Raw genomic sequence first — 24,661 nt, 5'->3', positions numbered from 1 at the left:
TTCATTTTGGGGAGGAGTTTTGGGGAAGAAAAAACCGGACAAAAACCGGGCATTGCGCCCGGTCTTTTTCAAGCCTAAAAAGCCCTTACGCACTCAATCCGCGTTTCACCAGCATCGGCTCAATCTGCGGATCGTGCCCACGCCAAACCCGATAAAGTTCCGCTAAATCAGTGCTATTCCCACGCGACAAAATCGCCTCGCGGAATTTCTGTCCGTTTTCGCGGGTCAGTCCGCCCTCTTCCACGAACCACTGATAGCCGTCATCGGCCAGCATTTGCGTCCACAGATAGGCGTAATAACCCGCGGCATAACCACCGCCGAAGATATGGGCGAAATAGCTGCTACGATAGCGCGGCGGTACAGCGGTGAGATGGAGTTGCTCCCGCTCCAGGGCTGCGGTTTCGAAGGCTTCGACATCCTCTGGCGCTTCGCTGGCGGTTAATCCGTGCCAGTTCATGTCCAGCAGCGCGGCGCTGAGCAGCTCGGTCATGTCATAGCCTTTGTTAAACTGGGTGGCGCTGAGCATTTTCTCGCGCAGGGCGTCTGGCATCGGCTCCCCGGTTTCATAGTGGCGGGCATAGTGGGCAAAGACCTGTGGATGGCTGGCCCAGTGCTCGTTAATTTGCGACGGGAACTCCACAAAATCGCGCGGTGTGTTGGTCCCGGAGAGCGTGGCGTAACGCTGGCTGGCAAACAGCCCGTGCAGGGTATGACCAAACTCGTGGAACAGGGTGATGACATCATCCCAGGAGATCAGCGCCGGCTGGCCTGCGGCAGGCTTTTGATAGTTGCAGACGTTATAGATCACCGGACGCGTACCAAACTCATGGGACTGCTCGACAAAATTCCCCATCCACGCCCCGCCGCCTTTGGAGTCGCGGGCGAAGAAGTCGCCGTAAAACAGCGCCATCCCTTCTCCGTGGTGGTCGAAGATCTCCCAGACGCGTACATCAGGATGGTAAACCGGGATGTCGCTGCGCTCGACAAAGGTAATGCCGAACAGCTGGGTCGCCGCCCAGAAGACACCGTCGGTCAGCACCCGATTGAGGGCAAAATAGGGCTTAACCTGGGATTCATCGAGGGCGTACTTCGCCAGCCGCACGCGCTCGGCGTAAAACGACCAGTCCCAGGCCTGTACCTCAAACCCACCCTGTTCGTCATCAATCACCTTCTGGATATCGGCCTGCTCCTGCAATGCACGCCCGCGCGCAGCCGGGACAATCCCGCGCATAAACGCCAGCGCGGCGTCGGGAGTTTTGGCCATCTGATCGGCAATTTTCCAGCTGGCATAACTGTCGAAGCCCAGCAGCTCCGCCTGGCGCGCCCGCAGCGCCACCAGACGCCGTACCAGCTCGCGGGTGTCGTTGGCATCGTTTTTTTGCGTACGCAGCCAGCCTGCCAGGAACAGATTTTCCCGGGTCTGGCGATCGCGCAGCTGTTGCAGGGCCGGTTGCTGGGTGGTGTTCAGCAGCGGAATCAACCAGCGATCGCTGAGACCTTTCTCCGCCGCCGCCTGAGCGGCCGCAGCCAGCTCTGTCTGGCTGAGCCCATCCAACTGATGAGGATAATCCACCACCAACCCACCCGCCTTATCGGCTGCCAGCAGACGCTGGTTAAACTGGCTGGTGAGCGCGGCAGACTCGGTATTGATGGTTTTCAGCGCCTGCTTTTCTGCCTCTCCCAGCCGGGCTCCGGCGAGAATAAAGCGCTGATGCAGCTCCTCGATCAGGCGCAGGGACTCTGCGTCCGGGGCCATCGTCTGCCGGGCGTTATAGACAGCATCGACCCGGGCGAAGAGCGCATCATTCAGCCAGATATCATTGGCCAGCGCCGCCAGTTCGGTAGAGATCGCCTCTTCCAGCTGCTGCAGATAATCATTGGTATGTGCCGAGGTCATGGCGAAGAAGACGTTGCTCACCTGGCTCAGCAGGCCGCCGCTCTTCTCCAGCGCCAGCACGGTATTGGTAAAGTCAGGTGCCGCCGCACATCCGGCGATCGCGGCGATCTCCTCGCGCTTCTGGCGGATCGCCTCGTCAAACGCCGGACGATAGTGGCTGTCGTCGATCAGATCAAAATGCGGCGCCTGGTACGGCAGCAGGCTGGTTGCGAAAAAGGGATTAGTGCCAGACATATCAGACTCCTGAATACGATGAATTTCACCAGAGTAGGCCAGCCCGGCAGTGGCTGCAATCTCTGTCACCAACAGGGGTCGAAAAGTCGCCTTACTCTGCGTCAGATCACATGCTATGGTAGTACTACACAAAAAGCGTTGAGGAACAGTGACATGATTATTTTAGTTACCGGGGCGACAGCAGGTTTTGGTGAAAGCATCACGCGTCGCTTCGTCGCCAACGGGCATAAGGTGATTGCCACCGGCCGTCGCCAGGAGCGTCTGCAGGAGCTGAAAGAGGAGCTCGGGGACAGCATTCTGACCGCGCAGCTGGACGTGCGTAACCGCGCATCCATCGAAGAGATGATTGCTAACCTGCCAGCTGAATGGCGCGACATCGACGTGCTGGTCAACAATGCCGGACTGGCGCTGGGCCTTGAGCCTGCGCATAAAGCCAGCGTCGAAGACTGGGAAACGATGATCGACACCAATAATAAAGGTCTGGTCTATATGACCCGCGCCGTGCTGCCTGGCATGGTTGAGCGCAACCGCGGTCATGTCATTAACATCGGCTCCACGGCGGGCAGCTGGCCATACGCGGGCGGCAACGTCTACGGTGCGACCAAAGCCTTTGTGCGTCAGTTCAGCCTGAATCTGCGCACCGATCTGCACGGCACCGCTATTCGCGTGACGGATATCGAGCCGGGTCTGGTTGGCGGGACGGAGTTCTCCAACGTGCGCTTCAAAGGCGATGACGACAAAGCAGGTAAAACGTACGAGAACACCACTGCCCTGACGCCGGACGATGTCACCGAGGCGGTCTGGTGGGTGGCTACCCTGCCGAAGCACGTCAACATCAACACCGTTGAAATGATGCCGGTCAGCCAGAGTTTTGCCGGTCTGAGCGTCCATCGCGGATGATTTTTCCGGACCTGGCCTGCGGGCCAGGTCTGGGATGCCCGGCAAAAGAATGGTAGTATTTACCGGTTAATTCTCTGAGAAATCACAACCAATGGCCGCTGAATCGCAACTTAATCCGACCCAACCCGTTAATCAGCAGATTTACCGTATTTTGCGCAGCGACATTGTGCATTGTCTGATCCCACCCGGAACGCCACTCTCGGAAAAAGAGGTGTCGGTCCGCTTTGATGTCTCCCGCCAGCCGGTTCGCGAAGCCTTTATTAAGCTGGCTGAAAATGGCCTGATTCAGATCCGCCCTCAGCGCGGCAGCTACGTGAATAAGATCTCCCTCACCCAGGTGCAGAATGGCTGCTTTGTCCGTCAGGCGATCGAGTGCGCCGTGGTCCGTCGCGCGGCAAGCCTGGTGGACGATCATCAGTGCTATCTGCTGGAGCAGAACCTCCACCAGCAGCGCATCGCCATTGAACGTAAGCAGCTGAACGATTTTTTCCTGCTCGACGACGAGTTTCACCAGAAGCTGGCGCAGATTGCCGGCTGTCAGCTGGCGTGGGATACCATCGAGAACATCAAGGCGACGATGGACCGGGTGCGCTACATGAGCCTTGACCACGTCTCACCGCCGGAGATGTTACTGCGTCAGCATCATGATATTTTCACTGCGCTGGAAAAGCGCGACGCCGATGCGGTCGAAAAAGCGATGACCCTGCATCTGCAGGAGATTGGCGAGTCGGTGCAGTTAATCCGTCAGGAAAACAGCGACTGGTTCAGCGAAGAGTAAGAGATCCGCATCCCGTCGAATACCCGGGATGCGGAAATGAATTTAGCGCACCACTAATACCGGAATTTTGGCATAGCGTAATACCGATTCGGCATTCGAGCCCAACAGATGCGTTGTTACCCCCGGCTTTTTCGAGCCGATAACAATGATATCGAACTCCCCTTCTTTACCCAGCGCGATAATTTCATCGCGCACGCTGCCAAACCGCACCAGGGTATGAATATTCTCAGTCGGAATATCAAACAGCCGCTTTAACGCATTCATCTTTTTGTTGGACTCTTCAGTCATATAAGCCTCGAATTTGACAATATCCGAGGAGAAGCCCCGCAGCATGGCGCGACTGTTGACCGGGAGAACATTTAATAACGTAATTTCAGCATTATCCGCCCGCGCCAGAAATGCCGCGTGACGCACCGCCTTATCGCTTAAATCCATTTCAAATACATCGACAGGCATCAATATCTTCTTATACATACGCCTTTCTCCTTATATCGATAATATGTTGCTTAACGATATTCAGAGTGACATGACTTTATCAAACGAAGGTTAAACGGCTGGGTCAGGAAATAAGCGGTATGAGTAAAGAAATGTGGGAATACGATCATGCCGCCGGAAACGGCGGCATGTGGAGGGGGTTAAATCTGCGCGGCGTAGTGAGCGACGGTGGCTTTCGCCCCGTTCTTCAGCAACCCAGCGTAAGCGTTCATCACAGCTTCAACAAAGACGCTGTCGTGCGGCAACTCCTGACCGAAAATGGTCTCAATCCCCAGCAGGGCTTTCACGCGGCTTTCACCTTCTGCACTGCCCTGTACCGCCGCCTGGATCACCGGCAGCAGCGGATCGCATACCTCGATAGCCTCGCCGCGTTCATCGACGCCACCGACATAGCGCATCCAGCCCGCAATGCCCAGCGCCAGCAGTGGGAAGCTGCGCTGGTGCACCCGGTGCCAGCGCACGGAGTCCAGCATACGCTGCGGCAGCTTCTGGCTACCATCCATGGCGATCTGCCAGGTACGGTGGCGCAGCGCCGGGTTGCTGTAGCGGTCGATCAGCAGATCGGCGTAACGGGCCAGGTCCACCCCGGTGACTTTCAGCGTCGGGGCCTGCTCGTTTAACATCAGCGCGTGGGCGGCACGCTTGTAGTTCGCGTCTTCCATGCAGTCGTTGATGTGCTGATACCCGGCCAGATAACCCAGATAGGCGAGGAATGAGTGGCTGCCGTTGAGCATGCGCAGCTTCATCTCTTCGAACGGGATCACGTCGGCCACCAGCTCGGCACCCGCTTTCTCCCAGGCCGGACGTCCGGCGACAAAGTTGTCTTCGATGACCCACTGACGGAACGGCTCGCAGGCCACCCCCGCCGGATCGCGCACGCCGGTAATCTGTTCGATTTTGCTCAGCGTGTCGGCGGTGACGGCAGGCACGATACGGTCGACCATGGTGGACGGGAAGGTGACGTTGGCTTCGATCCAGTCGGCCAGCTCGCTGCTAACCGCCCGGGCATAGGCACAGGTAACATTGCGCATTACATGGCCGTTCTCCGGCATGTTGTCGCAGGACATCACGGTGAAGGCAGGCAGACCGGCATTTTTACGTCGCGCCAGCGCTTCCACCACGACGCCTACCGCGGAAACCGGCTGATGTGGATTCTGCAGATCGGCGGCGATCAATGGGTGATCCAGCATCAACTGCCCGGTGGCCGGCGCATGGCAGTAGCCTTTCTCGGTGATGGTCAACGAGACGATCGCCACCTGCGGTTCGCACATGGCAGCCAGCACCGCTTCCAGCCCATCCACCTGGGCGTGCAGCGCTTTTTTCACCACCCCAACCACCCGCGCCGTCCAGGCATCGGCTGACATTTCGGCGACGGTGTAGAGGTTATCCTGGGCCTTAAGATCCGCGATCTGCTGCTCGCCGCCGATCAGGTTAACTTCGCAGTATCCCCAGTCGCTGCCGTGTTCCGCTGCCAGCATATCGGCATACACCGCCTGATGGGCGCGGTGGAAGGCGCCAAAACCCAGATGCACGATGCGCGACTGTAAGGCATCGCGGTTGTAGTGAGGAAGCGTGGCTTGCGCATGTAATAACGGATTTTTCATGATAGTACTCGTTAAAAGTGATTAAGCGATCGATCCGGGCGGTAGTGCTTACCCGCCCGGCTTACTAACCCAACTAGAATGGTAGATGGCATAAAAAATTCTCTGCCGTTAACCATACTGATTGTTGCTGGCGTGATATTGATTTACGTTAACTTTTCACCATCTGGTGTGACATCAATTGCAAGTTGTGTGACAGCATTAAAATGCTGTAAACCACTCATCCGGTCGTGGTGACGCTTTCACGCGTTTGAGATACAACCGGAGTCTGCTCCGTCCAGAGCCTGTCGTAGTCATGGCCCGTCAGGTCTTCCACGATGCGCCGCACGTGGGGTTCAACCGCCGCTTTAGAACCATTGGCCCGCAACCGCTCCACCTCTTCCACGAAGATCTGGTGAGTCTGTTTGTTCAGACGGAACGTCAGGGCCTGCCAGAGGGCGAGGATCAGCAGCCCGGCGGTACCGATAAACATCAGCATGGCGATCATATGAATCGCTTCCGGCGGCTGGACCTGACTCCCCTTCACGAAGCCCCCGGTTTGCAGCAGAAAACCGACCACAAAGGTGGCGATGGCAACCGTGGTTTTGCGCGAGAAAGTCATCACCGCGGCGAACAGCCCTTCCCGGCGCTGACGGCTGACCATTTCGTCAATATCGGGAATGAACGGGAACACGTTCCACGGGGTGAATTCCAGCACGCAGCGGCCCACCTGATACAACCCGGCCAGGATGAACAGCGTGAAAACGGTATTCAACGCCGGGATCTGGTACACCGCCAGGAAACCGGCAAGGCACAGCATCATCACCAGATAGGCAAAAACGTACAGCCGGGCCGGACCGTATTTGATGATCCCGAGGCCCGCAATGAGCGTCACCGGCAAACCAACGATACTCATCGACAGCAGGCTGCCCGCCAGGGATGACGAGACGTTCAGGCAGTAGACGCAGAAGAAGACAAACACGGTGTTGTAGACATCTTTGCCGGTGAACGACAGCAGATAGATCGCCAGATGCTTTCTGAAAGCGCGGATTTTCAGCGTCGAGGCGTAGGATTTGAACAGCTCGACAACCATTCGCAGTTTGTCAGAGAAGCTGGTGGGCAAGGCTGACTTTTCCAGCTCGGCCTGCATCTCCGGGGTGAGCTCCCGCTCCCAGGTCACTTTCCACGAGATTAAGACGCAGACCATGAACAGCACCGCGAAGATCACGCCGTTAATCAGGTAGGCATTGGCGCTCTGCTCGCCAAAATGGCCGATCAGCAGCCCGGGAATAAAGGTTGCCAGGAAGGTGCCGGAGGCCGAGAGGAACATGCGGCAGGTGGAGAGTTTGGTGCGGCCGTTAAACTCTTTGGTCATCTCTGACGGCAGCGTTTCCCACGGGATCAGCACCATGGCGGCAATGATTTCAAACGCCAGATAGACCGCGAGGTAGAAACCGTAACTCATGCCGTCGAGCCACAGCAAGGCGTAGACCAGCATCAGCGGCGCACCAATCAGCAGGAAAAAGCGCCGACGGCCAAATTTCTTACCAAAATAGTTCTTATAGAAGTGGTCGGTCAGGCTGCCCATAAACAGGCTGACTACCGCATCGACAATACGGGCGATGGCAACGATCGAGGCCGCTTCCATTGGGGACAAGCCCACAAAGGTGGTGTAGAAAAATAGCAGCCAGGCGCCGATGACGGTAAAAGCGCCGCCGCCCATAATATCGGTTAATCCGTATCCAATACTCACCGGTATGGTGATGTTTTTCTTTGCACGAGACATACAGTTTCCTTACCTGAAAATAATCCAGTTAATTCCCGATGCTTCCCTGAAATGGTTGGTAATAGCGTTGTGTTTTGCGAGGGATAAAAAAAGACTCCCCTGCGTTGGCAGGAGAGTCATCAGGGTCAGGAGATAGCGCGATGTTTATTGTTGATGCCCAGCGCGACAGATTTGTCTTCTGCGGCATCCTCCAGGATGCTCAGATCGCGGTCGCGCACTTCCGGCATCAGCAGGGCTGAGATTAGGCCGATGAAGGAATAGAGCATCACCATCACCACAATTGGCCACCAGGAGCCGGTCATGTTGCAGAAGATACCCGCCAGCACCGGACCAAAACCAACCGCCACCAGACCGCCCGCCTCTTTCGATATCGCCATTCGGGTGAAGCGATTTCGTGAACCGAACATTTCAGCCATGGTGATATTTTCCAGGGCAAAGAGTCCCAGTACCGCGAAGTTATGGATCACGATAATCGACAGCATAATCACGCCAGGCGTATAGGATTTATCGACAATAATCGACAGCATCGGGTAGGCCAGAATAATGGCGGAAATACTCAGCAGAATATAAGGCAGACGACGGCCATATTTATCCGACAACCAGCCCAGCAGCGGGATAGTAATAAAGCCGAGGATCGAGCTGATCATTAAGGCGTCGGTCGGGATAGCTTTATCAAACAGCAGCGTCTGTACCAGATAACCGGCCAGGAACGTCTGAATCAGACCGGAGTTACCCGCCTGGCCGAAACGCAGGCCGGTTGCCAGCCAGAACGATTTGCTCTTCATCATTGCACCCAGGGTGCTTTCCTGCACAGCCGCCTGTGCCGGGGCTTCTTCGGCATTAACCTGCTCGAAGACCGGGCTCTCTTTCAGGTTCATACGCAGCCAGATGGCAAAGATCATCACCACCACGCTGGCAAGGAACGGCACGCGCCATCCCCAGGCCAGCAGTTCTTCGCGGTCGAGGGCAAAGAACATCACCGCCCAGATCGCCGTGGCGCTCAGGGTGCCGCAGTTAGTACCCATCGCCACCAGCGAGGAGATAATGCCGCGTTTTCCTTTTGGCGCGTATTCCGCCAGCATGGTGCCCGCGCCGGAGATTTCCGCCCCTGCGCCCAGACCCTGGATAACACGCAGCGTCACCAGCAGCACCGGCGCGAAGATACCAATCTGCGCATAGGTCGGCAGCACGCCGATCAGGGTGGTACAGATCCCCATCATGGTGATGGTGATAAACAGCACCTTTTTGCGCCCCACGCGGTCGCCCATTTTGCCGAAGATAAAGGCCCCGACGATACGGGCGATATAGCCCGCACCGTAGGTCCCCATCGCCAGAATCAGCGCCATCGCCGCCGATTGTTCCGGGAAGAAGATCTCGTGAAAGACTAATGCTGCGCCCAGCGAGTAAAGCTGGAAGTCCATAAACTCTAACGCGGTTCCGAGCCATCCTGAGACGGCGGCTTTGATCAGGTCAGATGTGGATCTTTCATGTTGTACTTGAGTCATAATGGCTATCTCAACAGGGTAAGATGCGTACCGCTAAACCGCATTCATAGTTATTAGAACGTCAGCAACACCTTGCAGCACTGCCGCTGGTCTTTCTCAAACAGTTCGATGGCGTCTTTTACATGCCGATACTCAAAGGAGTGAGTAATCAGTTTGTCGGGATCGATAAGTCCCTTCGTCAGCCAGTCGATCACAACCGGAAACTTATTGGCGTTCAGTCGTGAGGAGAAAATCGACAGTTCCTTGCCGGTGATCCCCTGCTGCACGATCTGGCTCGGCTCGCTGGAGAAGCCCATCAGCACGATGCGCGCCGCCGGTGCGGCCAGGGTGATGGCTTCCTGCAGAATGGACGGATGGCAGGCCGCATCGATAATCAATGTCGGCTTGATGCCCTTCTCCTCCAGCAGCGCCGGCAGGGACTGGTTGCCATTGTTAATCACCCAGTCCGCCCCGCTGCGCTGGGCCATCGCCAGACGCTCGTCGATGCGATCGACCACAATCACCTGCTTGACCTTATAGACGCCCTTCAGCGCCTGAACGGTAACCAGCCCCATCGGACCGGCACCGTAAATCAGCGCCACGTCCTGCTCGGTCGGACTAACGTGTCCGGTAACGTTGGCCGCAATGGTGAAGGGCTCAATCATCACCGCGTGCTTGTCGCTGATGGAGTCCGGAATGACCTTCGCATTTTTAGCCGGGACCGCGGCGTATTCGCTGAAGCCGCCATCGCGGTGCACGCCCAGCACCACCAGCGAGGCGCAGACGTTCGGTTTACCCACCGAACACTGATAGCAATGTCCGCAGCTGATCACCGGATCCACCGACACGCGCTGCCCCAGGCGAGCGGTATCGACACCGTCGCCGACGGCATCAATCACGCCGAAAAACTCATGACCGATAACACGCGGGTATTTGGCGAACGGGTTATGGCCGCGATAGATATGGCTGTCGGAACCGCAGATCCCCGCCAGCTTCACCTTGACGCGCACCTCGCCCGCTGCGGGGGTCGGTAATGGGCGATCTTCGATAACCAGCATATTCGGTTGTTGAATAACGATACTTTTCATCTTCTGCTCCTTTACCAGTTCCACAGCGTGCCGTCTTCCAGACGGGCAACCGGCAGGTAGGCTGGATCGTAGGGATATTTTGCCGCCAGTTTTTCATCAAACTCGATGCCCAGGCCCGGCTTATCGCCCGGATGCATGTAGCCGTCTTCGAAGGTCCAGTTGGTGTTGAAGACCTCGAGCATCTGCTCGGAATAGCCCATGTACTCCTGCACGCCAAAGTTCGGTACCCACAGGTCAAAGTGCAGCGCCGCCGCGTGGCAAATCGGGGAGAGATCCGACGGGCCGTGGGAGCCGGTACGCACCTGATACAGCGAGGCGAAATCAGCGATCCGACGCATCCCGGTGATGCCACCCGCATGGGTAATGGTGGTGCGGATATAGTCGATCAGCTGCTCTTCAATCAGCTGTTTGCAATCCCAGATGCTGTTGAACACCTCGCCCACCGCAATCGGGGTGACGGTATGCTGGCGGATCAGGCGGAAGCACTCCTGGTTCTCGGCCGGGGTTGGATCTTCCATCCAGAACATGCGGTACTGCTCGATGCTCTTGCCGAAGCGCGCGGCTTCAATCGGCGTCAGGCGGTGGTGCATGTCGTGCAGCAGGTGTTCATTAAAGCCATACTTGCTGCGCACGGCGTCAAACAGTTTCGGGGTAAAATCGAGGTATTTTTCGGTTGACCACAGCTGTTCATCCGGCCAGTTGCCTTTGGTGGCAGGCTCATACGCCAGCCCTTTTCCTTTAGACATGCCGTAAGTGGTTTTCATTCCCGGCACGCCGCACTGGACGCGGATGGCCTTGAATCCCATCTCTTTATGACGGGCGTAATCTTCCAGCACATCGTCGATGGTGTGGCCAGTGGTGTGACAGTAAACCATCACCCCTTCACGGGAGGCACCGCCCAGCAGCTGGTACAGCGGCATGTTGGCAGCTTTGGCTTTGATATCCCACAGCGCCATGTCGATGGCGGAAATCGCCGACATAGTGACCGGGCCGCGACGCCAGTAGGCGCCTTTGTAGAAGAACTGCCAGATATCTTCGATACGGTGGGCATCCCGGCCAATTAACTGCGGGCAGAGATGATCTTTCAGGTACGAGGCCACGGACAGTTCGCGGCCGTTTAAGGTGGCATCACCCAGACCGACGATCCCTTCGTCGGTGGTGATTTTCAGCGTGACAAAGTTGCGCCCTGGACAGGTGACAAATACTTCAGCCCCTACAATCTTCATTTTCCGGTTCCTTACATCTCTTGTTGTGATGCAGGAAATTTACGCAACAACCCTACTACCATACAAGTATGAAGATCGAAAAATCCCCGCTTGATCACAGATTGGGCGCTTAAGCGCGCCCCCAGCCTGCGACGATAATCAACATGCCGCACAGCGCGATCGCGGCGCCAGCCCAGTCGTACGGGCTTAACTTAACGCCATCCACCACCCGCAGCCACAGCAGCGCGGTGCAGACATACACCCCGCCGTAGGCGGCATAGACGCGTCCGCTTGCTGCGGGATGGAGCGTTAACAGCCAGACAAACAGCGCCAGGGCAACGCCCGCGGGGATTAACAGCAGCACCGACGCGCCTTTCTTCAGCCACAGCCAGGGCAGAAAACAGCCGATAATTTCGCACAGCGCGGTGGCAAAAAAGAGCAAAGTTGTTTTAAACATATTTAACGTTGTCTGAGGAGTGATGCGGTATCATACCCGAATGTGAGAGGATCCTTTCCACATACCCGATATGGGTTTGCCCTCAAAATGGACTGTTATAGAATCTGCGGTGGGATTCGAATCTCCACCATTCATAAGGAAATCGCTATGCGTAAATTGAGCTCATGCCTCTGTCTGGTTGCCCTGCTGGCCTCGGTCTTCGTCGCGCCAGTATCCGCCAACACCAGCAAACTGATTATTGAATCCGGCGACAGCGCCCAGAGCCGCCAGAATGCCGCCATGGATAAAGAGCAATGGAACGACACCCGCAACCTGCGCCATAAGGTGAATACCCGCGCGGAGAAAGAGTGGGATAAAGAAGATGTAGCCTTTGATGCGCGGGATAAATGCCAGCAGAGCGCCAACGTCAATGCCTACTGGGAGCCGAACACCCTGCGCTGCCTGGATCGCCGCACCGGCCGCACGATGGCCCCCTGATTTCAGTCCGAACGCACCGCGCAGCCTGCTGCGCGGTGGTTAGTAATACTCAATGCTGTTTTTGATGGTGTACTTCCGCGACACCGCAGGCTTCACGCTCGCATCCACAATCACCAGCTCGCACTCCTCCGGGTTGTTATGTCGGTCGTACTCGCAGGTCTGCTTCACATTTCCCAAGGGTTTATCGTTCAGCAGACTGACCGCGGTATAGTCCATTCGCTTGCGCTTGTCGGCCGACGGGGTCGCCGTAATCGTCAGGTGTTGCTCCCCGGCCACGGTAGTTTTACCCAGCGGATAGCCGTCGGTATCGTAGCGATAACGTATTTCCATATCTTTGCCGTGGGCGCTCACGATAAACCCGTTGTCATCGGTATCCCATGAGACGCCCGAGGCAGGCATCTCCGCCAGCTGGCACTTACCCTGCAACCGCAGCTTTTTCTGCTGAGTCTGGGCATCGAGATAGTAGTTGGCATCCAGCACCAGAGCGATGCCGGAGTTCGACTCCAGATCCTGCATTTCCAGGCTGTCAAAACACCCTTCTGTCGACAGCGTCCCGCTGACGCGCTTCGCCACTTCCCCTTTGTCATTAAAAAGCGTCTGGCTGAAATCCTTCACCGGTCCGCGGAGCGGATCAAAATCGAACTCGTTAGAAAAGCTGGCCATCTCTGGCGTAAACGACAGCGGTGCGCTGGTGTTGTCACACCCCACCAACAGACCCGCCAGGAGAAGCATAAGCGCGTGTTTATTCACATGACCTACCGATAGATGAAGATAATTGCCCGTCATAGTAGCAAATACAACCATTTACATTAACCCTGCTAATATTATAGTCACACACAGTCGTAAGGAGGCAGATATGACACGGTTACCCTGGATTACTGCACTTTTGCTGGCGGGCATTGCCCCGGCCGCGCTGGCCGCGCCCGACAACTGCGAGCGGATCAAAAGCGATATTCAGCAGAGAATTATCAACAATGGCGTCCCGGAATCCGGCTTTATGCTGAACATTGTGCCAAACGATCAGGCCGATAAACCCGACGCTGAAGTGGTGGGTCATTGCGCCAATGACACTCTAAAAATCCTCTACACCCGCACCAGCAGCGGAAACTACCCGGTCAGCGGCGGCGGCAATCAGGCCCCTGCACCACGCGAGCCACAGTAAACGTTCTCCCCCGTTAAGGCGGGGGAATCCCCTTTGTTTTGATATACATTAAGATTATCTCCCCCTTAATGGGTAACACTCTCACTCCATTAGCCCGATCCTAATCACGGCTGAAAACGTTCATTAATAAAGAACATAATGGAGTGAGCCATGTCAGATAATGCGCAAAGCGGCGGGATCAGCCGCCGCACCCTCGTCAAATCCACCGCCATCGGGTCGCTTGCGCTGGCCGCTGGCGGTGTGTCATTACCCTTCGGTTTACGCCCTGCCGCTGCCGCCCTCAACACGTCGCTTAATCCCGGCGCGGATAAAGTGGTGTGGGGAGCCTGCTCGGTGAACTGCGGTAGTCGCTGCGCGCTACGGCTGCACGTCCGGGATGAGGAAGTGTACTGGGTCGAAACGGACAATACCGGCGACGATGTTTACGGCAACCATCAGGTACGCGCCTGTCTGCGCGGTCGCTCGATCCGTCGACGGATAAACCATCCCGACCGCCTGAATTACCCCATGAAACGCGTCGGTAAACGCGGCGAAGGCAAGTTCGAGCGCATCAGCTGGAATGAGGCGCTGGATCTGCTCAGCAACAGCCTGCGTGACGTTGTGGCTAAATACGGCAACGAAGCGGTCTACATTAATTACAGTTCCGGAATTGTGGGCGGTAACATCACCCGCTCCTCGCCCTACGCCTCTCTGGTAGCGCGTCTGATGAACTGTTACGGCGGGTTCCTCAGCCATTACGGTACCTACAGTACGGCGCAAATCGCCTGCGCCATGCCCTACACCTACGGCAGTAACGACGGCAACAGCACCTCCGATATCGAGAACAGCAAACTGGTGGTGATGTTCGGCAATAACCCGGCGGAAACGCGCATGAGCGGCGGCGGGATTACCTATTACCTGGAGCAGGCGCGCGAACGCTCGAATGCGCGCATGATCGTCATCGATCCTCGCTACACCGACACCGCCGCCGGGCGTGAAGACGAGTGGATCCCGATCCGGCCCGGCACGGATGCGGCGCTGGTAGCCGGTATCGCCTGGGTGCTGATAAACGAAAACCTCGTCGATCAGCCGTTCCTCGATAAATACTGCGTCGGCTACGACGAGAAAACGCTGCCGGAAGGTGCCCCGGCCAACGGCCATTACAAGGCCTATATTCTGGGCCACGGCGAGGACGCCACCGCCAAAACCCCGGACTGGGCCGCGGCTATCACCGGTATTCCCGCAGACCGGATTATCAAGCTGGCCCGGGAGATCGGTACGGCAAAACCGGCGTACATTTGCCAGGGCTGGGGTCCGCAGCGCCAGGCCAACGGCGAGCTAACGTCAAGGGCCATCGCCATGCTTCCGATCCTCACCGGCAACGTCGGGATTAACGGCGGCAACAGCGGCGCGCGTGAATCGACCTACACCATCACCATCGAGCGGATGCCGCTGCCGGATAACCCGGTCAAAACGCAGATCTCCTGCTTTAGCTGGACCGACGCCATCGCCCGCGGGCCGGAGATGACCGCTACTCGCGACGGGGTGCGCGGCAAAGATAAGCTCGACGTGCCGATTAAGTTCATCTGGAACTACGCCGGCAACACCATCATCAACCAGCACTCGGACATCAACAAAACCCACGACATTTTGCAGGACGAAAATAAGTGCGAAATGATCGTGGTAATCGACAACTTCATGACCTCGTCGGCGAAATATGCCGACCTGCTGCTGCCCGATCTGATGACCGTCGAGCAGGAGGACATTATTCCCAACGATTACGCCGGGAATATGGGCTACCTAATTTTCCTCCAGCCGGTGACCGCGCCAAAATTCGAACGTAAACCTATCTACTGGATCATGAGCGAAGTGGCGAAACGACTCGGACCGGATATCCATCAGCGCTTTACCGAAGGCCGTACTCAGGAGGAGTGGTTGCAGTATCTGTACGCCAAAATGGTGGCGAAAGATCCGCAGCTCCCCTCTTACGAGGCGCTCAAAGAGATGGGCATCTATAAGCGAAAAGATCCCAACGGTCACTTTGTGGCCTACAAGAAATTCCGCGACGATCCTGAGGCCAACCCGCTGAAAACCCCGTCGGGCAAAATCGAGATCTACTCCAGTCGGCTGGCAGAGATCGCCCGCACGTGGGAGCTGCAGGCGGATGAAACCATCAGCCCGCTGCCGGTGTATGCCTCCACCTTCGAAGGCTGGGACTCGGACGATCGCGGCCAGTTCCCACTCCAGCTGTTCGGCTTTCACTATAAAGCCCGCACCCACTCCAGCTACGGCAACGTGGACGTGCTGCAGGCCGCCTGCCGCCAGGAAGTGTGGCTTAACCCGGTGGATGCCCGGGCGCGCGGCATCCAAAACGGCGACATGGTGCGGGTCTTTAACACCCGGGGCGAAGTGCGCATTGCCGCCAAAGTCACGCCGCGGATCATGCCGGGCGTCAGCGCCATGGGCCAGGGGGCGTGGCATCAGGCGGATATGCAGGGCGACCGCGTTGACCACGGGGCCTGCATGAACACCCTGACCACGCACCGTCCGTCGCCGCTGGCGAAGGGCAACCCACAACACACCAATCTGGTGCAAATCGAGAAGGCGTAAGGAGTAGCCGATGACCACTCAGTATGGATTTTTTATTGATTCCAGCCGCTGCACCGGGTGCAAAACCTGCGAACTGGCGTGCAAGGATTACAAGGACCTGACCCCGGACGTCAGCTTCCGCCGCATCTATGAGTACGCGGGCGGCGACTGGCAGGAGGACAACGGCGTCTGGCAGCAGAACGTGTTTGCCTACTACCTCTCCATCGCCTGCAACCACTGCGAGGATCCGGCCTGCACCAAAGTCTGCCCCAGCGGGGCGATGCACAAGCGCGACGACGGCTTTGTGGTGGTGAATGAGGATGTCTGCATCGGGTGTCGCTACTGCCATATGGCCTGCCCGTACGGCGCCCCGCAGTACAACGCCGCCAAAGGCCATATGACCAAGTGTGATGGCTGCCATGAGCGTGCCGCCGACGGTAAAAAACCAATCTGCGTCGAGTCCTGCCCGCTGCGGGCTCTGGACTTCGGCCCGATTGAGGAGCTGCGTCAGAAACACGGCAAGCTGGCCGCCGTCGCCCCGCTGCCGTCGGCGCACTTTACGAAGCCGAGTATCGTCATTAAACCCAATGCCAACAGCCGACCCACGGGTGATACCACCGGCTATCTGGCCAATCCAAAGGAGGTGTGAGATGGGAAATGGATGGCATGAATGGCCGCTGGTCATTTTTACCGTGTTCGGTCAGTGCGTCGTCGGGGCGTTGATAGTGGCAGGCGCAGCCTGGATCCGCGAGCACGACCCGGTGGTGCGCTACCGCCTGGTGCGCAGCATGTTCTTTTTATGGCTGGTGATGGGGTTGGGTTTTGTCGCCTCGGTGCTGCACCTCGGCTCACCGCTACGCGCCTTTAACTCCCTGAACCGCGTCGGCGCCTCAGGCCTGAGCAACGAAATTGCCAGCGGGTCGCTGTTCTTTGCCGTCGGCGGCTTCTGGTGGCTGGTGGCCGTCCTCGGCAAAATGCCGGCAACGCTGGGCAAGATCTGGCTGGTGCTGAGCATGGTGTTGGGGCTGGTGTTTGTCTGGGCGATGACCCGCGTGTATCAGATTGATACGGTGCCCACCTGGCATAACGGCTACACCACCCTCAATTTCTTCCTGACGATGCTCCTCGGCGGCCCGCTGTTTGCTGCCCTGCTGATGCGGCTGGCGAGAATGCCGTTTAACGCCCATGTGGCGGCAGGGATCGCCGTGGTGGCGCTGCTGATCGGCGTGGCGGCAGTGGTCATGCAGAGTCACGATCTCGGGAACATCCACACTTCCGTCCAGCAGGCCAATGCCCTGGTGCCCGATTATGGTTCCCTGCAGGTGTGGCGTATCATACTGCTGGCGGCCGGACTGGGCTGCTGGCTCTGCGCGCTGGTACGGCGCAAAGTCCCGACCTTACCGGGACTCACGCTGGGGCTGCTGTTGGTAGTGGCCGGAGAGCTTATTGGCCGTGGCGTCTTCTATGGCCTGCATATGACCGTAGGTATGGCGATTGCCGGATAATGTGTCAGCGCGGGGCAACCCGCGCCGTTCAAGGAATGCAGTAATGAATGAAGGTTTTGCGTTTACCGCCCGGGTCCTGGGCGCACTGTTTTATTTCGCCCCGGACAGCGAGCAGGCTGCCCCATTGGTGACGGCCCTGACTCAGGGCGACTGGCAGCAGGACTGGCCGCTGCCGCCCGGGCAGTTAGCCCCCATCGCCGACGCCCTGCGCCAGCCGTCTGACGAATCGCTCCCGGATGCCTGGCAGCGGCTGTTTATCGGCCCCTGGGCGCTGCCCGCCCCGCCATGGGGATCGGTCTGGCTGGATCGCGAATCGGTGCTGTTCGGCGACTCCACCCTGGCGCTGCGTCAGTGGATGCGCGACAACGGCATTGTCTTTAAGATGGCGCAGAACGAACCGGAAGATCACTTCAGTACCCTGCTGCTGCTGGCCGCCTGGCTGGCAGAAACAGGGCGTGATGCGGAGCGGGATCAGCTTCTGGCCTGGCATTTGCTGCCGTGGAGCACCCGTTTTCTCACCGTGTTTGTCGAAAACGCAGGCCACCCGTTCTACCGGGCGCTCGGACAGCTGGCCCAGCTGACGCTGGCCGACTGGCAATCCACGCTGTTGATCCCGGTGGCGGAGAAGCCGCTCTACCGTTAATGACAGGCAGCCAGTGTGACCCACTGGCTGCGCTCATGTTCAGTCGAACTAACACTACTGAAAAGATTTCCGTATAGCAGTTGCTATACAATAGGTGTAGAATATGTATACCATTTGCTATACAGGAAGACATTATGAAATCTGACGTTCAGCTCAACATCAGAGCTAAAGAGGCTCAGCGAGCGCTGATCGATACGGCAGCAGGCATTCTCCATAAAACCCGTACAGACTTTATACTGGAAATGGCCTGTCAGGCTGCTGAAAACGTTATTCTTGACCAGCGTATGTTCAACCTCAACGATGCGCAATACGCTGAATTTATCGATATGCTGGATGCCCCTGTTACTGCGAATCCTGCTTTAGATACCCTTCTGGCGAGAAAACCGCAGTGGGAAAAATAACAGCACCGACACCACTCAATGCAACGCATATTCTTTCTGAATTTTACTGTGGAGAGGGGGTCCTGGATGAATGGATCAGAAACCGGGGATTAAAAAATCAATCTCTCGGTGCTGCCAGGACTTTTGTGGTATGCAGGGAACACTCTTCACAGGTTGTCGGTTTTTACTCGCTTGCTACCGGTAGCGTAACGCATGCCATCGCAACCGGTAGCCTGAAACGAAACATGCCCGATCCTGTCCCTGTTATTATTCTGGCGCGGCTGGCTGTTGATGCCAGTTATCACGGCACAGGCCTTGGCGCAGATTTACTTCATGATGCAGTGTTGCGCATCTGCCGTGTCGCTGAGAATATTGGCGTTCGGGCGGTTATGGTTCATGCCCTTTCAAACGCTGCAAAACAGTTTTATCTGCACCATGGCTTTACCCCCTCCACCACGCAAGAAAATACGCTTTTTCTCCGTTTGCCTGTTCCCCTGTAACAAACATCCAAACTCCCCTGAAAATGCTCCGGGGAGATGTCAGATTTACCTGAATGCTCAGGCGATCCATGCCCGCCAGCCGCCAAACGAAGTGATATCTTTTGCCCCCTGCAGACCATACGCCTCGCAGATAAATCCCGTTAACCAGCGTCCGTCCTCCAGTTCAACTTTGCCGAGCCCCAGTGGTGCCGGGATCCCGGCCAGAAACGATCCCACTTCGGTATGGGGCAGATCCCACACCTCAACGGCGATGGCCGCCCCCTGTTCGCGGTCGCGCACCATGCCGGGGCGTTTACCGTCGGCCAGAGCATACAGCCGATAGTGCGCTGCGCTACGGGTGGTCTCGCGGAGCGTTGCCCCCCGCTGACGCAGCTGATGGTTCAGCGCCAGCCCGTCGAGATGCGCCCCGCAGACCACCACCGACAGGCGATCGTGGCTGGCGGTGGTAACGGGTGTAGCCGCCTGAATCTGGCGATCGCCGGGCAAAGTCAGCTTCTGGTGACGTTGTAACGCCCCGGCCAGGCTGAGCAGATACTGGTCGGTAAAAGCCCGCCCAAACAACGTCACGCCTGACGGCAAACCATTCGCCATCACGCCCGCAGGCACCGCCACGGCGGCATAGTCCAGCAGGTTCATAAAGTTGGTGTAGACTCCCAGCTCGGAGTTGCGTTTTACCGGCTCCTCCGCCAGTTCCGCCAGGGTCACCGGACGCGGATAGGTCGGGGTTAACACACAGTCCAGATCCGCCATGATCCCGTCGCAGAGCGTTTTGAAGTGCTGAAGTTTGTACTGGGCGTCAAATGCCGCCACCGCGTCAGTTCCGGGGGCTTTGCGCAGCACGTCGCGGATGACCGGCAGGACCGCCTCCGGCTGCTGCTCAATCATTTTCCCCGCAACGTGATAGCGCTCGGCGACCCACGGGCCGTCGTAGAGCAGCGTTGCCGCCGCTAAAAACGGAGAAAAGTCGATGGTCACCGGGATGCCACCCAGCGCGATTAAACGGTTTTTTGCAGAGTGATATAGCGCTTCGCTCTCCGCGCAGCCGAGAAACTCCAGCCGGTCCGGCACGCCAAAACGGAAACCTTTTTCAGGTAGGCCGAACGCCTGCGCCCCGTTCCATGCCGGATTAGCGCGGCTGTAGTCATCCCGCGAGTCTTTCACCGCCGTTAGCGCCAGCAGCTGGCTGGCTTCGGCGGCGGTAGTGGTGAAGAAGGTCACGCAGTCCAGAGTGCGGCAGGCCGGGACTACCCCAGCAGTGGAAATTAACCCCCTGGTTGCCTTCAGCCCGACCAGGTTATTCAGCGAGGCCGGCACGCGACCACTCCCGGCGGTATCGGTGCCAAGGGCAAAGCTGGCCAGCCCCAGCGCCACCGCCAGGGACGAACCGGCGCTGGAGCCTCCTGACGGATAATCCGCATTAACGCTGTTGCGACAGGCGCCCCAGGGCGAGCGGGTGCCGTTTAAGCCGGTGGCGAACTGGTCCAGATTGGTTTTACCCAGCGGAATGGCCCCCAGCGCAATCAGCTGGCCGACGATAGTCGCATCCTGTTCTGCCCGGTAGGCAAACGCCGGACAGGCGGCAGTGGTCTCTATCCCCGCCAGATCGATGTTGTCTTTGATGGCAAAGGGCACGCCGTAGAGCGGCAGCGTCTGCGGCGACGCGCCCTCCAGTGCGGCCAGATAGGGCTCCAGCTCTTCGGCGGTAAGCAGATAAATAAAGGTGTTGAACTCCGGGTTCAGGGCCTGCGCCCGCTCGCGCAGGGCGGCAATCACCTCCCGCGGCGTGAAGCGGCCCTCGCGGTAAGCCTGCGCCAGTACATCGAGGCGTAAATCAAAGGGATGCATCATGCTGTTTTCTCCAGAACCACCACACACTGACCCGCCCGCACTGAGGAACCCGGCTGGACGCGCACCTGACTAACCACGCCGTCCCGTGAGGCCACCAGCGGGATCTCCATCTTCATCGACTCCAGCACCACCAGCACATCACCTTCGCGCACCGGGGTACCGACCTCAACGTTCACCTGCCACAGATTGCCGGATATCGGGCTGTCTATCCCGGCCTGTCCCGGCTGGAGCGGAGCATCCTCGCCCTCCTCCGCCAGCACGTCACTGCTGTCGAAGTGCGCCTGGCCGTTGGCGATCCAGCGCTCACGCTCGGCGTTAAACGCCCCCTGCTGATGGGTACGAAACGCCTCAATGTCCTGGGCTTCGTCAGCGAGAAACTGCTGATATTCGGCAAGCTTCAGGGTGGTGTGCTCGATGCGCAGCGGATAGCGCCCCAGCGGGAAATCGCGGCGGATGGTAAGCAGCTCGTCAGCGGAGACCGGGTAGAAGCGGATCTGATCGAAGAAGCGCAGCAGCCAGGGCTTGCCGCCAAAATCCTCTACCGCGTGATAACGGCTCCACATCTGCAGCGTGCGCCCAACGAACTGATACCCGCCCGGCCCCTCCATGCCGTAGACGCACAGATAAGCCCCGCCGATCCCCACCGAGTTCTCCGCCGTCCAGGTGCGTGCCGGGTTGTATTTAGTGGTGACCAGACGATGACGCGGATCGAGCGGCGTCGCCACCGGCGCGCCGAGATAGACATCCCCCAGCCCCATCACCAGATAGCTGGCGTCGAATACCGTTTTGTAGACCTCGTCGATATTCGCCAGGTCGTTAATGCGGCGGATAAACTCGAGGTTACTTGGGCACCAGGGCGCATCCCGGCGCACGGTGGTCATGTATTTGTCGATGGCTTTCTGGCAGGCCGGATCGTCCCAGGAGAGCGGCAGCCAGACGACGCGCGACGGCACCTCCAGCGCATCCTGCAGGCACACGTCCTGCCACAACCCAGCGACCACCTCCAGCAGCGCTGTCAGGCTGAGCGCCTCAGGCTGATAGTGAATTTGCAGGGAGCGAATGCCCGGGGTCAGATCGGTAACGCCGTCCAGGGACCGCGCTTCCAGGGCCTGCATCAGGGCGTGGGCGCGAAAACGCAGGACCAGATCCAGCTCCGGTTCGCCAATCTCCAGCAGCAGATGGGTGTCGCCGGAAAGCCGTGCCACCAGCCGTTTATCGGACTGCCCCTGCTCCAGCACTACCGGCGAGGTGATTTTGGCTGGCTGCCAGTCGACCGCCAGCGGGTGCAGGCTGGCGATTTGCGCCTCCTCTGCCTGCGCCAGACGTCGGGCGGTGGCGATGCCGACGGGAACAAAGCGCACTTTATCCCCCGCTTTCAGCTGCCCGACCGCGGGCAGATCGGCCTCGATGATGGTGACCGGGCAGACAAACCCGCCCAGGCTCGGGCCATCCGGGCCGAGGATCACCGGCATATCGCCGGTAAAATCCACCGCGCCGATGGCATAGGGGTTGTCGTGAATGTTCGACGGATGGAGCCCCGCTTCGCCGCCGCTGTCGCGCACCCACTCGGGTTTAGGGCCGATCAGGCGCACGCCGGTGCGGCTGGAGTTGAAATGCACTTCCCAGTCGGTGGTCAGGAAGGTCTGCATGTATTCAGGAGTAAAATATTCCGGCGCGCCGTGCGGGCCGTAGATCACCCGCAGTTCCCGCACCGCCTCGAGGGTGGAGCGTAAGGCCTGAGGCAGCGCCTGCTCCGGACATGGCGCGGTCAATGGCGCAATGTGCAGCACATCCCCGGTACGCAGGGCGCGTCCGGCGTGGCCGCCAAACTGCCCGAGGGTAAAGGTGCTTTTGCTCCCGAGGTAATCCGGGACGTTAAACCCGCCGCGCAGGCACAGATAGCTGCGTACGCCGTCGTTGGTGATATCCCCCATTCGCAGCGTCATGCCGCGCTGCACGGTAAAGACACGGTTGTTTTCCAGCGGCTCGCCGTCGAGGGTGAGGTCAATCTCTGCCCCGGTCACCACCAGCTGGGCATCGCAGTTAAATTTCAGCGTCGGGCCGCTGAGGGTGATCTCCAGCGCCGCGGCGCGGTCGTCGTTGCCCAGCAGACGGTTGCCGAGACGCAGCGCCCGGCTGTCCATGGGTCCCGATGGCGGCACCCCGACCGCCCAGTAGCCAATGCGCCCTGGGTAATCCTGCACCGTGGTTTGCGTTCCGGCGCTCAGCACCTCCAGGGTAGAAGCCTGGTAGGTTAGCCCCTCCAGACAGCGGGTCCAGGGCTCGCCGCTGGCGAACGGGGTAAAGGTTAAGATCTGCTGCAGGTAGCTGCGGTTAGTTTCCACGCCGTACAGATGCGTGTTACCCAGGGCGGCGTGCAGGGCCTCCATCGCCGCATCGCGTGTGGGCTGCCAGGCGATGATTTTCGCCAGCATCGGATCAAAAAATGGCGGGACTTCACAGCCGGACTCTACCCAGGTATCGATGCGCAGTGAGCGGCGGTCATCCGCCGGGAACACCACCTCGGTGAGCAGGCCCGGTGAGGGCTGGAACTGACGACCGGGATCTTCCGCATAAACTCGCGCCTGAATGGCATGGCCGTCAGGTTGCAGGCTATTGCACAGTTCCGCCAGCGGCGGCAAGGTTCCGGCCGCCAGCTCAATCATCCAGCGCACCAGGTCCACGCCCCACACCTGCTCGGTGACGCCGTGCTCCACCTGCAAACGGGTATTCACTTCGAGGAAGTAGAACCGCTCTTCGTTGCTGTCGTAGACAAACTCCACGGTGCCCGCGCTGCGGTAGTTGACCGCTTTACCCAGGGTGATCGCAGCATGGCACAGGGCGTCCGCCATCCCGTCGGGCAGGTTCGGTGCGGGGGTCTCCTCCAGCACCTTCTGGTTACGTCGCTGCACCGAGCAGTCGCGCACGCCGAGGGCTATCACCTCCCCCTCGCCGTCGCCAAACAGCTGGACTTCGAGATGCCGCGCCCGCTCGATGTATTTTTCAATAAACACCCCCGCATCGCTGAAGTTGTTTTTACCCAGCCGCACCACCGCATCGAATGCCTCCAGGAGTTCGGCGGCGGTAGAGCAGACGCGCATGCCGATCCCACCCCCGCCCGCGGTGCTTTTCAGCATCACCGGGTAGCCGACCTGTTCGGCGGCTGCCAGCGCCTCATTCACATCCGCCAGCAGTTCGGTGCCTTCCAGCATCGGCACCCCCTGGGCCCTGGCCAGCGCCCGGGCGGTATGTTTCAGGCCAAAAAGTCGCAGCTGCTCCGGCGTGGGGCCGACAAAGGCAATACCCGCGGTCTCGCAGGCTTCGGCAAAGGCGGCATTCTCTGAGAGAAAGCCGTAGCCAGGGTGAATGGCCTGAGCACCGCTGGCTTTCGCCGCGGCAATGATTTTTTCACTGACCAGATAGGTGTTCGCCGCCGGGCCGTCGCCCAGGCTCAGGGCCTCGTCGGCCTCGCGAAGATGCAGGCTGCTGATATCCGCTTCGGAATAGACCGCCACGCCGCCGATGTTCATGGCGCGCAGCGTGCGCAGAATGCGGCAGGCAATCGCCCCGCGGTTGGCAATCAGGAGTTTCGTCAACATAGTTCAGACTCAATCGTGGCGGGTCGTCCCGCCGAAAATTGGCTCACCGCATGGTCGTCCACGGGGAAAAAACGT

General features: G+C 58.6%; 21 protein-coding genes. 10 read left to right on the top strand and 11 right to left on the bottom strand.

What is annotated here, in order from left to right; all coding sequences use genetic code 11:
* Nucleotides 1-85: 85 nt before the first annotated feature.
* On the bottom strand, nt 86-2,131 hold the full coding sequence (gene dcp / locus SOM40_RS10800) for a peptidyl-dipeptidase Dcp (protein ID WP_320531005.1): 2,046 nt from the start codon (nt 2,129-2,131) through the stop codon (nt 86-88).
* A gap of 153 nt (nt 2,132-2,284) precedes the next feature.
* On the opposite strand from dcp, the gene ydfG reads away from it, so the two are divergent.
* Nucleotides 2,285-3,031 carry a bifunctional NADP-dependent 3-hydroxy acid dehydrogenase/3-hydroxypropionate dehydrogenase YdfG gene (gene ydfG / locus SOM40_RS10795; protein WP_032618025.1) on the top strand — a complete coding sequence of 249 codons (747 nt, stop codon included), beginning with the start codon at nt 2,285-2,287 and terminating at the stop codon, nt 3,029-3,031.
* 91 nt (nt 3,032-3,122) lie between these two features.
* Nucleotides 3,123-3,809, top strand: coding sequence for a GntR family transcriptional regulator (locus tag SOM40_RS10790; RefSeq protein ID WP_106993833.1), 687 nt, complete (start codon nt 3,123-3,125; stop codon nt 3,807-3,809).
* A gap of 42 nt (nt 3,810-3,851) precedes the next feature.
* Here SOM40_RS10790 and SOM40_RS10785 read toward each other — a convergent pair whose 3' ends face one another.
* The 7 genes from SOM40_RS10785 to SOM40_RS10755 all read right to left on the bottom strand — a co-directional run bounded on the left by SOM40_RS10785 (nt 3,852) and on the right by SOM40_RS10755 (nt 11,904).
* Complete coding sequence (locus tag SOM40_RS10785) at nt 3,852-4,283, bottom strand: universal stress protein (protein ID WP_106993832.1); 432 nt, start codon at nt 4,281-4,283, stop codon at nt 3,852-3,854.
* A 161-nt stretch (nt 4,284-4,444) separates the two neighbouring features.
* Nucleotides 4,445-5,908 carry a mannitol dehydrogenase family protein gene (locus SOM40_RS10780; protein ID WP_106993831.1) on the bottom strand — a complete coding sequence of 488 codons (1,464 nt, stop codon included), beginning with the start codon at nt 5,906-5,908 and terminating at the stop codon, nt 4,445-4,447.
* Nucleotides 5,909-6,125: 217 nt separating this feature from the next.
* Complete coding sequence (locus tag SOM40_RS10775; RefSeq protein ID WP_106993830.1) at nt 6,126-7,670, bottom strand: MFS transporter; 1,545 nt, start codon at nt 7,668-7,670, stop codon at nt 6,126-6,128.
* A gap of 125 nt (nt 7,671-7,795) precedes the next feature.
* Entirely contained in the window at nt 7,796-9,175 is a 1,380-nt protein-coding gene (locus SOM40_RS10770; protein WP_320531006.1) for an MFS transporter, read from the bottom strand.
* A 53-nt stretch (nt 9,176-9,228) separates the two neighbouring features.
* Nucleotides 9,229-10,242, bottom strand: a complete 1,014-nt coding sequence (locus SOM40_RS10765; RefSeq protein ID WP_320531007.1) for a Zn-dependent oxidoreductase — start codon at nt 10,240-10,242, stop codon at nt 9,229-9,231.
* Between the two features lie 11 nt (nt 10,243-10,253).
* Nucleotides 10,254-11,468: a D-mannonate dehydratase ManD gene (gene manD, locus SOM40_RS10760; RefSeq protein WP_106993827.1), complete on the bottom strand. Its 1,215-nt coding sequence runs from the start codon at nt 11,466-11,468 to the stop codon at nt 10,254-10,256.
* Nucleotides 11,469-11,577: 109 nt separating this feature from the next.
* Nucleotides 11,578-11,904: a YnfA family protein gene (locus SOM40_RS10755; protein ID WP_225758874.1), complete on the bottom strand. Its 327-nt coding sequence runs from the start codon at nt 11,902-11,904 to the stop codon at nt 11,578-11,580.
* Between the two features lie 147 nt (nt 11,905-12,051).
* Between SOM40_RS10755 and SOM40_RS10750 the strand changes: the two genes are divergently transcribed.
* Complete coding sequence (locus SOM40_RS10750; protein WP_312077555.1) at nt 12,052-12,381, top strand: DUF1283 family protein; 330 nt, start codon at nt 12,052-12,054, stop codon at nt 12,379-12,381.
* Between the two features lie 39 nt (nt 12,382-12,420).
* Here SOM40_RS10750 and SOM40_RS10745 read toward each other — a convergent pair whose 3' ends face one another.
* The gene (locus SOM40_RS10745; protein WP_262673871.1) at nt 12,421-13,131 is read right to left on the bottom strand and encodes a YnfC family lipoprotein; all 711 of its coding nucleotides are present in this window, start codon (nt 13,129-13,131) and stop codon (nt 12,421-12,423) included.
* A gap of 106 nt (nt 13,132-13,237) precedes the next feature.
* Between SOM40_RS10745 and SOM40_RS10740 the strand changes: the two genes are divergently transcribed.
* The 7 genes from SOM40_RS10740 to SOM40_RS10710 all read left to right on the top strand — a co-directional run bounded on the left by SOM40_RS10740 (nt 13,238) and on the right by SOM40_RS10710 (nt 19,139).
* Nucleotides 13,238-13,543, top strand: a complete 306-nt coding sequence (locus tag SOM40_RS10740; RefSeq protein WP_312077557.1) for a DUF1161 domain-containing protein — start codon at nt 13,238-13,240, stop codon at nt 13,541-13,543.
* Between the two features lie 150 nt (nt 13,544-13,693).
* Nucleotides 13,694-16,132: a selenate/tellurate reductase subunit YnfE gene (ynfE, locus tag SOM40_RS10735; protein WP_320531008.1), complete on the top strand. Its 2,439-nt coding sequence runs from the start codon at nt 13,694-13,696 to the stop codon at nt 16,130-16,132.
* Nucleotides 16,133-16,142: 10 nt separating this feature from the next.
* Complete coding sequence (locus SOM40_RS10730) at nt 16,143-16,760, top strand: DMSO/selenate family reductase complex B subunit (protein WP_501050768.1); 618 nt, start codon at nt 16,143-16,145, stop codon at nt 16,758-16,760.
* A 1-nt stretch (nt 16,761) separates the two neighbouring features.
* The gene (locus SOM40_RS10725; RefSeq protein ID WP_320456874.1) at nt 16,762-17,616 is read left to right on the top strand and encodes a dimethyl sulfoxide reductase anchor subunit family protein; all 855 of its coding nucleotides are present in this window, start codon (nt 16,762-16,764) and stop codon (nt 17,614-17,616) included.
* A 43-nt stretch (nt 17,617-17,659) separates the two neighbouring features.
* Nucleotides 17,660-18,259 carry a Tat proofreading chaperone DmsD gene (dmsD, locus tag SOM40_RS10720; protein WP_320456875.1) on the top strand — a complete coding sequence of 200 codons (600 nt, stop codon included), beginning with the start codon at nt 17,660-17,662 and terminating at the stop codon, nt 18,257-18,259.
* 134 nt (nt 18,260-18,393) lie between these two features.
* A complete protein-coding gene (locus SOM40_RS10715; protein WP_225758878.1) occupies nt 18,394-18,660 on the top strand; it encodes a type II toxin-antitoxin system TacA family antitoxin in 267 nt (88 codons plus the stop codon).
* Complete coding sequence (locus SOM40_RS10710; RefSeq protein WP_320456876.1) at nt 18,648-19,139, top strand: GNAT family N-acetyltransferase; 492 nt, start codon at nt 18,648-18,650, stop codon at nt 19,137-19,139. Before SOM40_RS10715 ends, SOM40_RS10710 begins: the two co-directional genes overlap by 13 nt.
* A gap of 57 nt (nt 19,140-19,196) precedes the next feature.
* Here the strand turns inward: SOM40_RS10710 and atzF are convergent, their stop codons facing one another.
* Together atzF and uca are read right to left on the bottom strand one after the other, a co-directional pair.
* Complete coding sequence (atzF, locus tag SOM40_RS10705) at nt 19,197-20,987, bottom strand: allophanate hydrolase (protein ID WP_320456877.1); 1,791 nt, start codon at nt 20,985-20,987, stop codon at nt 19,197-19,199.
* Nucleotides 20,984-24,586: an urea carboxylase gene (uca, locus tag SOM40_RS10700; RefSeq protein ID WP_320456878.1), complete on the bottom strand. Its 3,603-nt coding sequence runs from the start codon at nt 24,584-24,586 to the stop codon at nt 20,984-20,986. Before uca ends, atzF begins: the two co-directional genes overlap by 4 nt.
* Nucleotides 24,587-24,661: the final 75 nt, after the last annotated feature.

The organism is Leclercia sp. CFBP8987 (assembly GCF_034044995.2).
Classification (GTDB): Bacteria; Pseudomonadota; Gammaproteobacteria; order Enterobacterales; family Enterobacteriaceae; genus Enterobacter; species Enterobacter tamurae.
This window is presented reverse-complemented; position numbering and strand designations above follow the sequence as displayed.

Excerpts from the sequence above, each read along its gene's own strand:
- dcp (WP_320531005.1), bottom strand. The coding sequence starts at position 2,131 with ATGTCTGGCACTAATCCCTTTTTCGCAACCAGCCTGCTGCCGTACCAG.
- ydfG (WP_032618025.1), top strand. The coding sequence starts at position 2,285 with ATGATTATTTTAGTTACCGGGGCGACAGCAGGTTTTGGTGAAAGCATC.
- SOM40_RS10790 (WP_106993833.1), top strand. The coding sequence starts at position 3,123 with ATGGCCGCTGAATCGCAACTTAATCCGACCCAACCCGTTAATCAGCAG.
- SOM40_RS10785 (WP_106993832.1), bottom strand. The coding sequence starts at position 4,283 with ATGTATAAGAAGATATTGATGCCTGTCGATGTATTTGAAATGGATTTA.
- SOM40_RS10780 (WP_106993831.1), bottom strand. The coding sequence starts at position 5,908 with ATGAAAAATCCGTTATTACATGCGCAAGCCACGCTTCCTCACTACAAC.
- SOM40_RS10775 (WP_106993830.1), bottom strand. The coding sequence starts at position 7,670 with ATGTCTCGTGCAAAGAAAAACATCACCATACCGGTGAGTATTGGATAC.
- SOM40_RS10770 (WP_320531006.1), bottom strand. The coding sequence starts at position 9,175 with ATGACTCAAGTACAACATGAAAGATCCACATCTGACCTGATCAAAGCC.
- SOM40_RS10765 (WP_320531007.1), bottom strand. The coding sequence starts at position 10,242 with ATGAAAAGTATCGTTATTCAACAACCGAATATGCTGGTTATCGAAGAT.
- manD (WP_106993827.1), bottom strand. The coding sequence starts at position 11,468 with ATGAAGATTGTAGGGGCTGAAGTATTTGTCACCTGTCCAGGGCGCAAC.
- SOM40_RS10755 (WP_225758874.1), bottom strand. The coding sequence starts at position 11,904 with ATGTTTAAAACAACTTTGCTCTTTTTTGCCACCGCGCTGTGCGAAATT.
- SOM40_RS10750 (WP_312077555.1), top strand. The coding sequence starts at position 12,052 with ATGCGTAAATTGAGCTCATGCCTCTGTCTGGTTGCCCTGCTGGCCTCG.
- SOM40_RS10740 (WP_312077557.1), top strand. The coding sequence starts at position 13,238 with ATGACACGGTTACCCTGGATTACTGCACTTTTGCTGGCGGGCATTGCC.
- ynfE (WP_320531008.1), top strand. The coding sequence starts at position 13,694 with ATGTCAGATAATGCGCAAAGCGGCGGGATCAGCCGCCGCACCCTCGTC.
- SOM40_RS10730 (WP_501050768.1), top strand. The coding sequence starts at position 16,143 with ATGACCACTCAGTATGGATTTTTTATTGATTCCAGCCGCTGCACCGGG.
- SOM40_RS10725 (WP_320456874.1), top strand. The coding sequence starts at position 16,762 with ATGGGAAATGGATGGCATGAATGGCCGCTGGTCATTTTTACCGTGTTC.
- dmsD (WP_320456875.1), top strand. The coding sequence starts at position 17,660 with ATGAATGAAGGTTTTGCGTTTACCGCCCGGGTCCTGGGCGCACTGTTT.
- SOM40_RS10715 (WP_225758878.1), top strand. The coding sequence starts at position 18,394 with ATGAAATCTGACGTTCAGCTCAACATCAGAGCTAAAGAGGCTCAGCGA.
- atzF (WP_320456877.1), bottom strand. The coding sequence starts at position 20,987 with ATGATGCATCCCTTTGATTTACGCCTCGATGTACTGGCGCAGGCTTAC.
- uca (WP_320456878.1), bottom strand. The coding sequence starts at position 24,586 with ATGTTGACGAAACTCCTGATTGCCAACCGCGGGGCGATTGCCTGCCGC.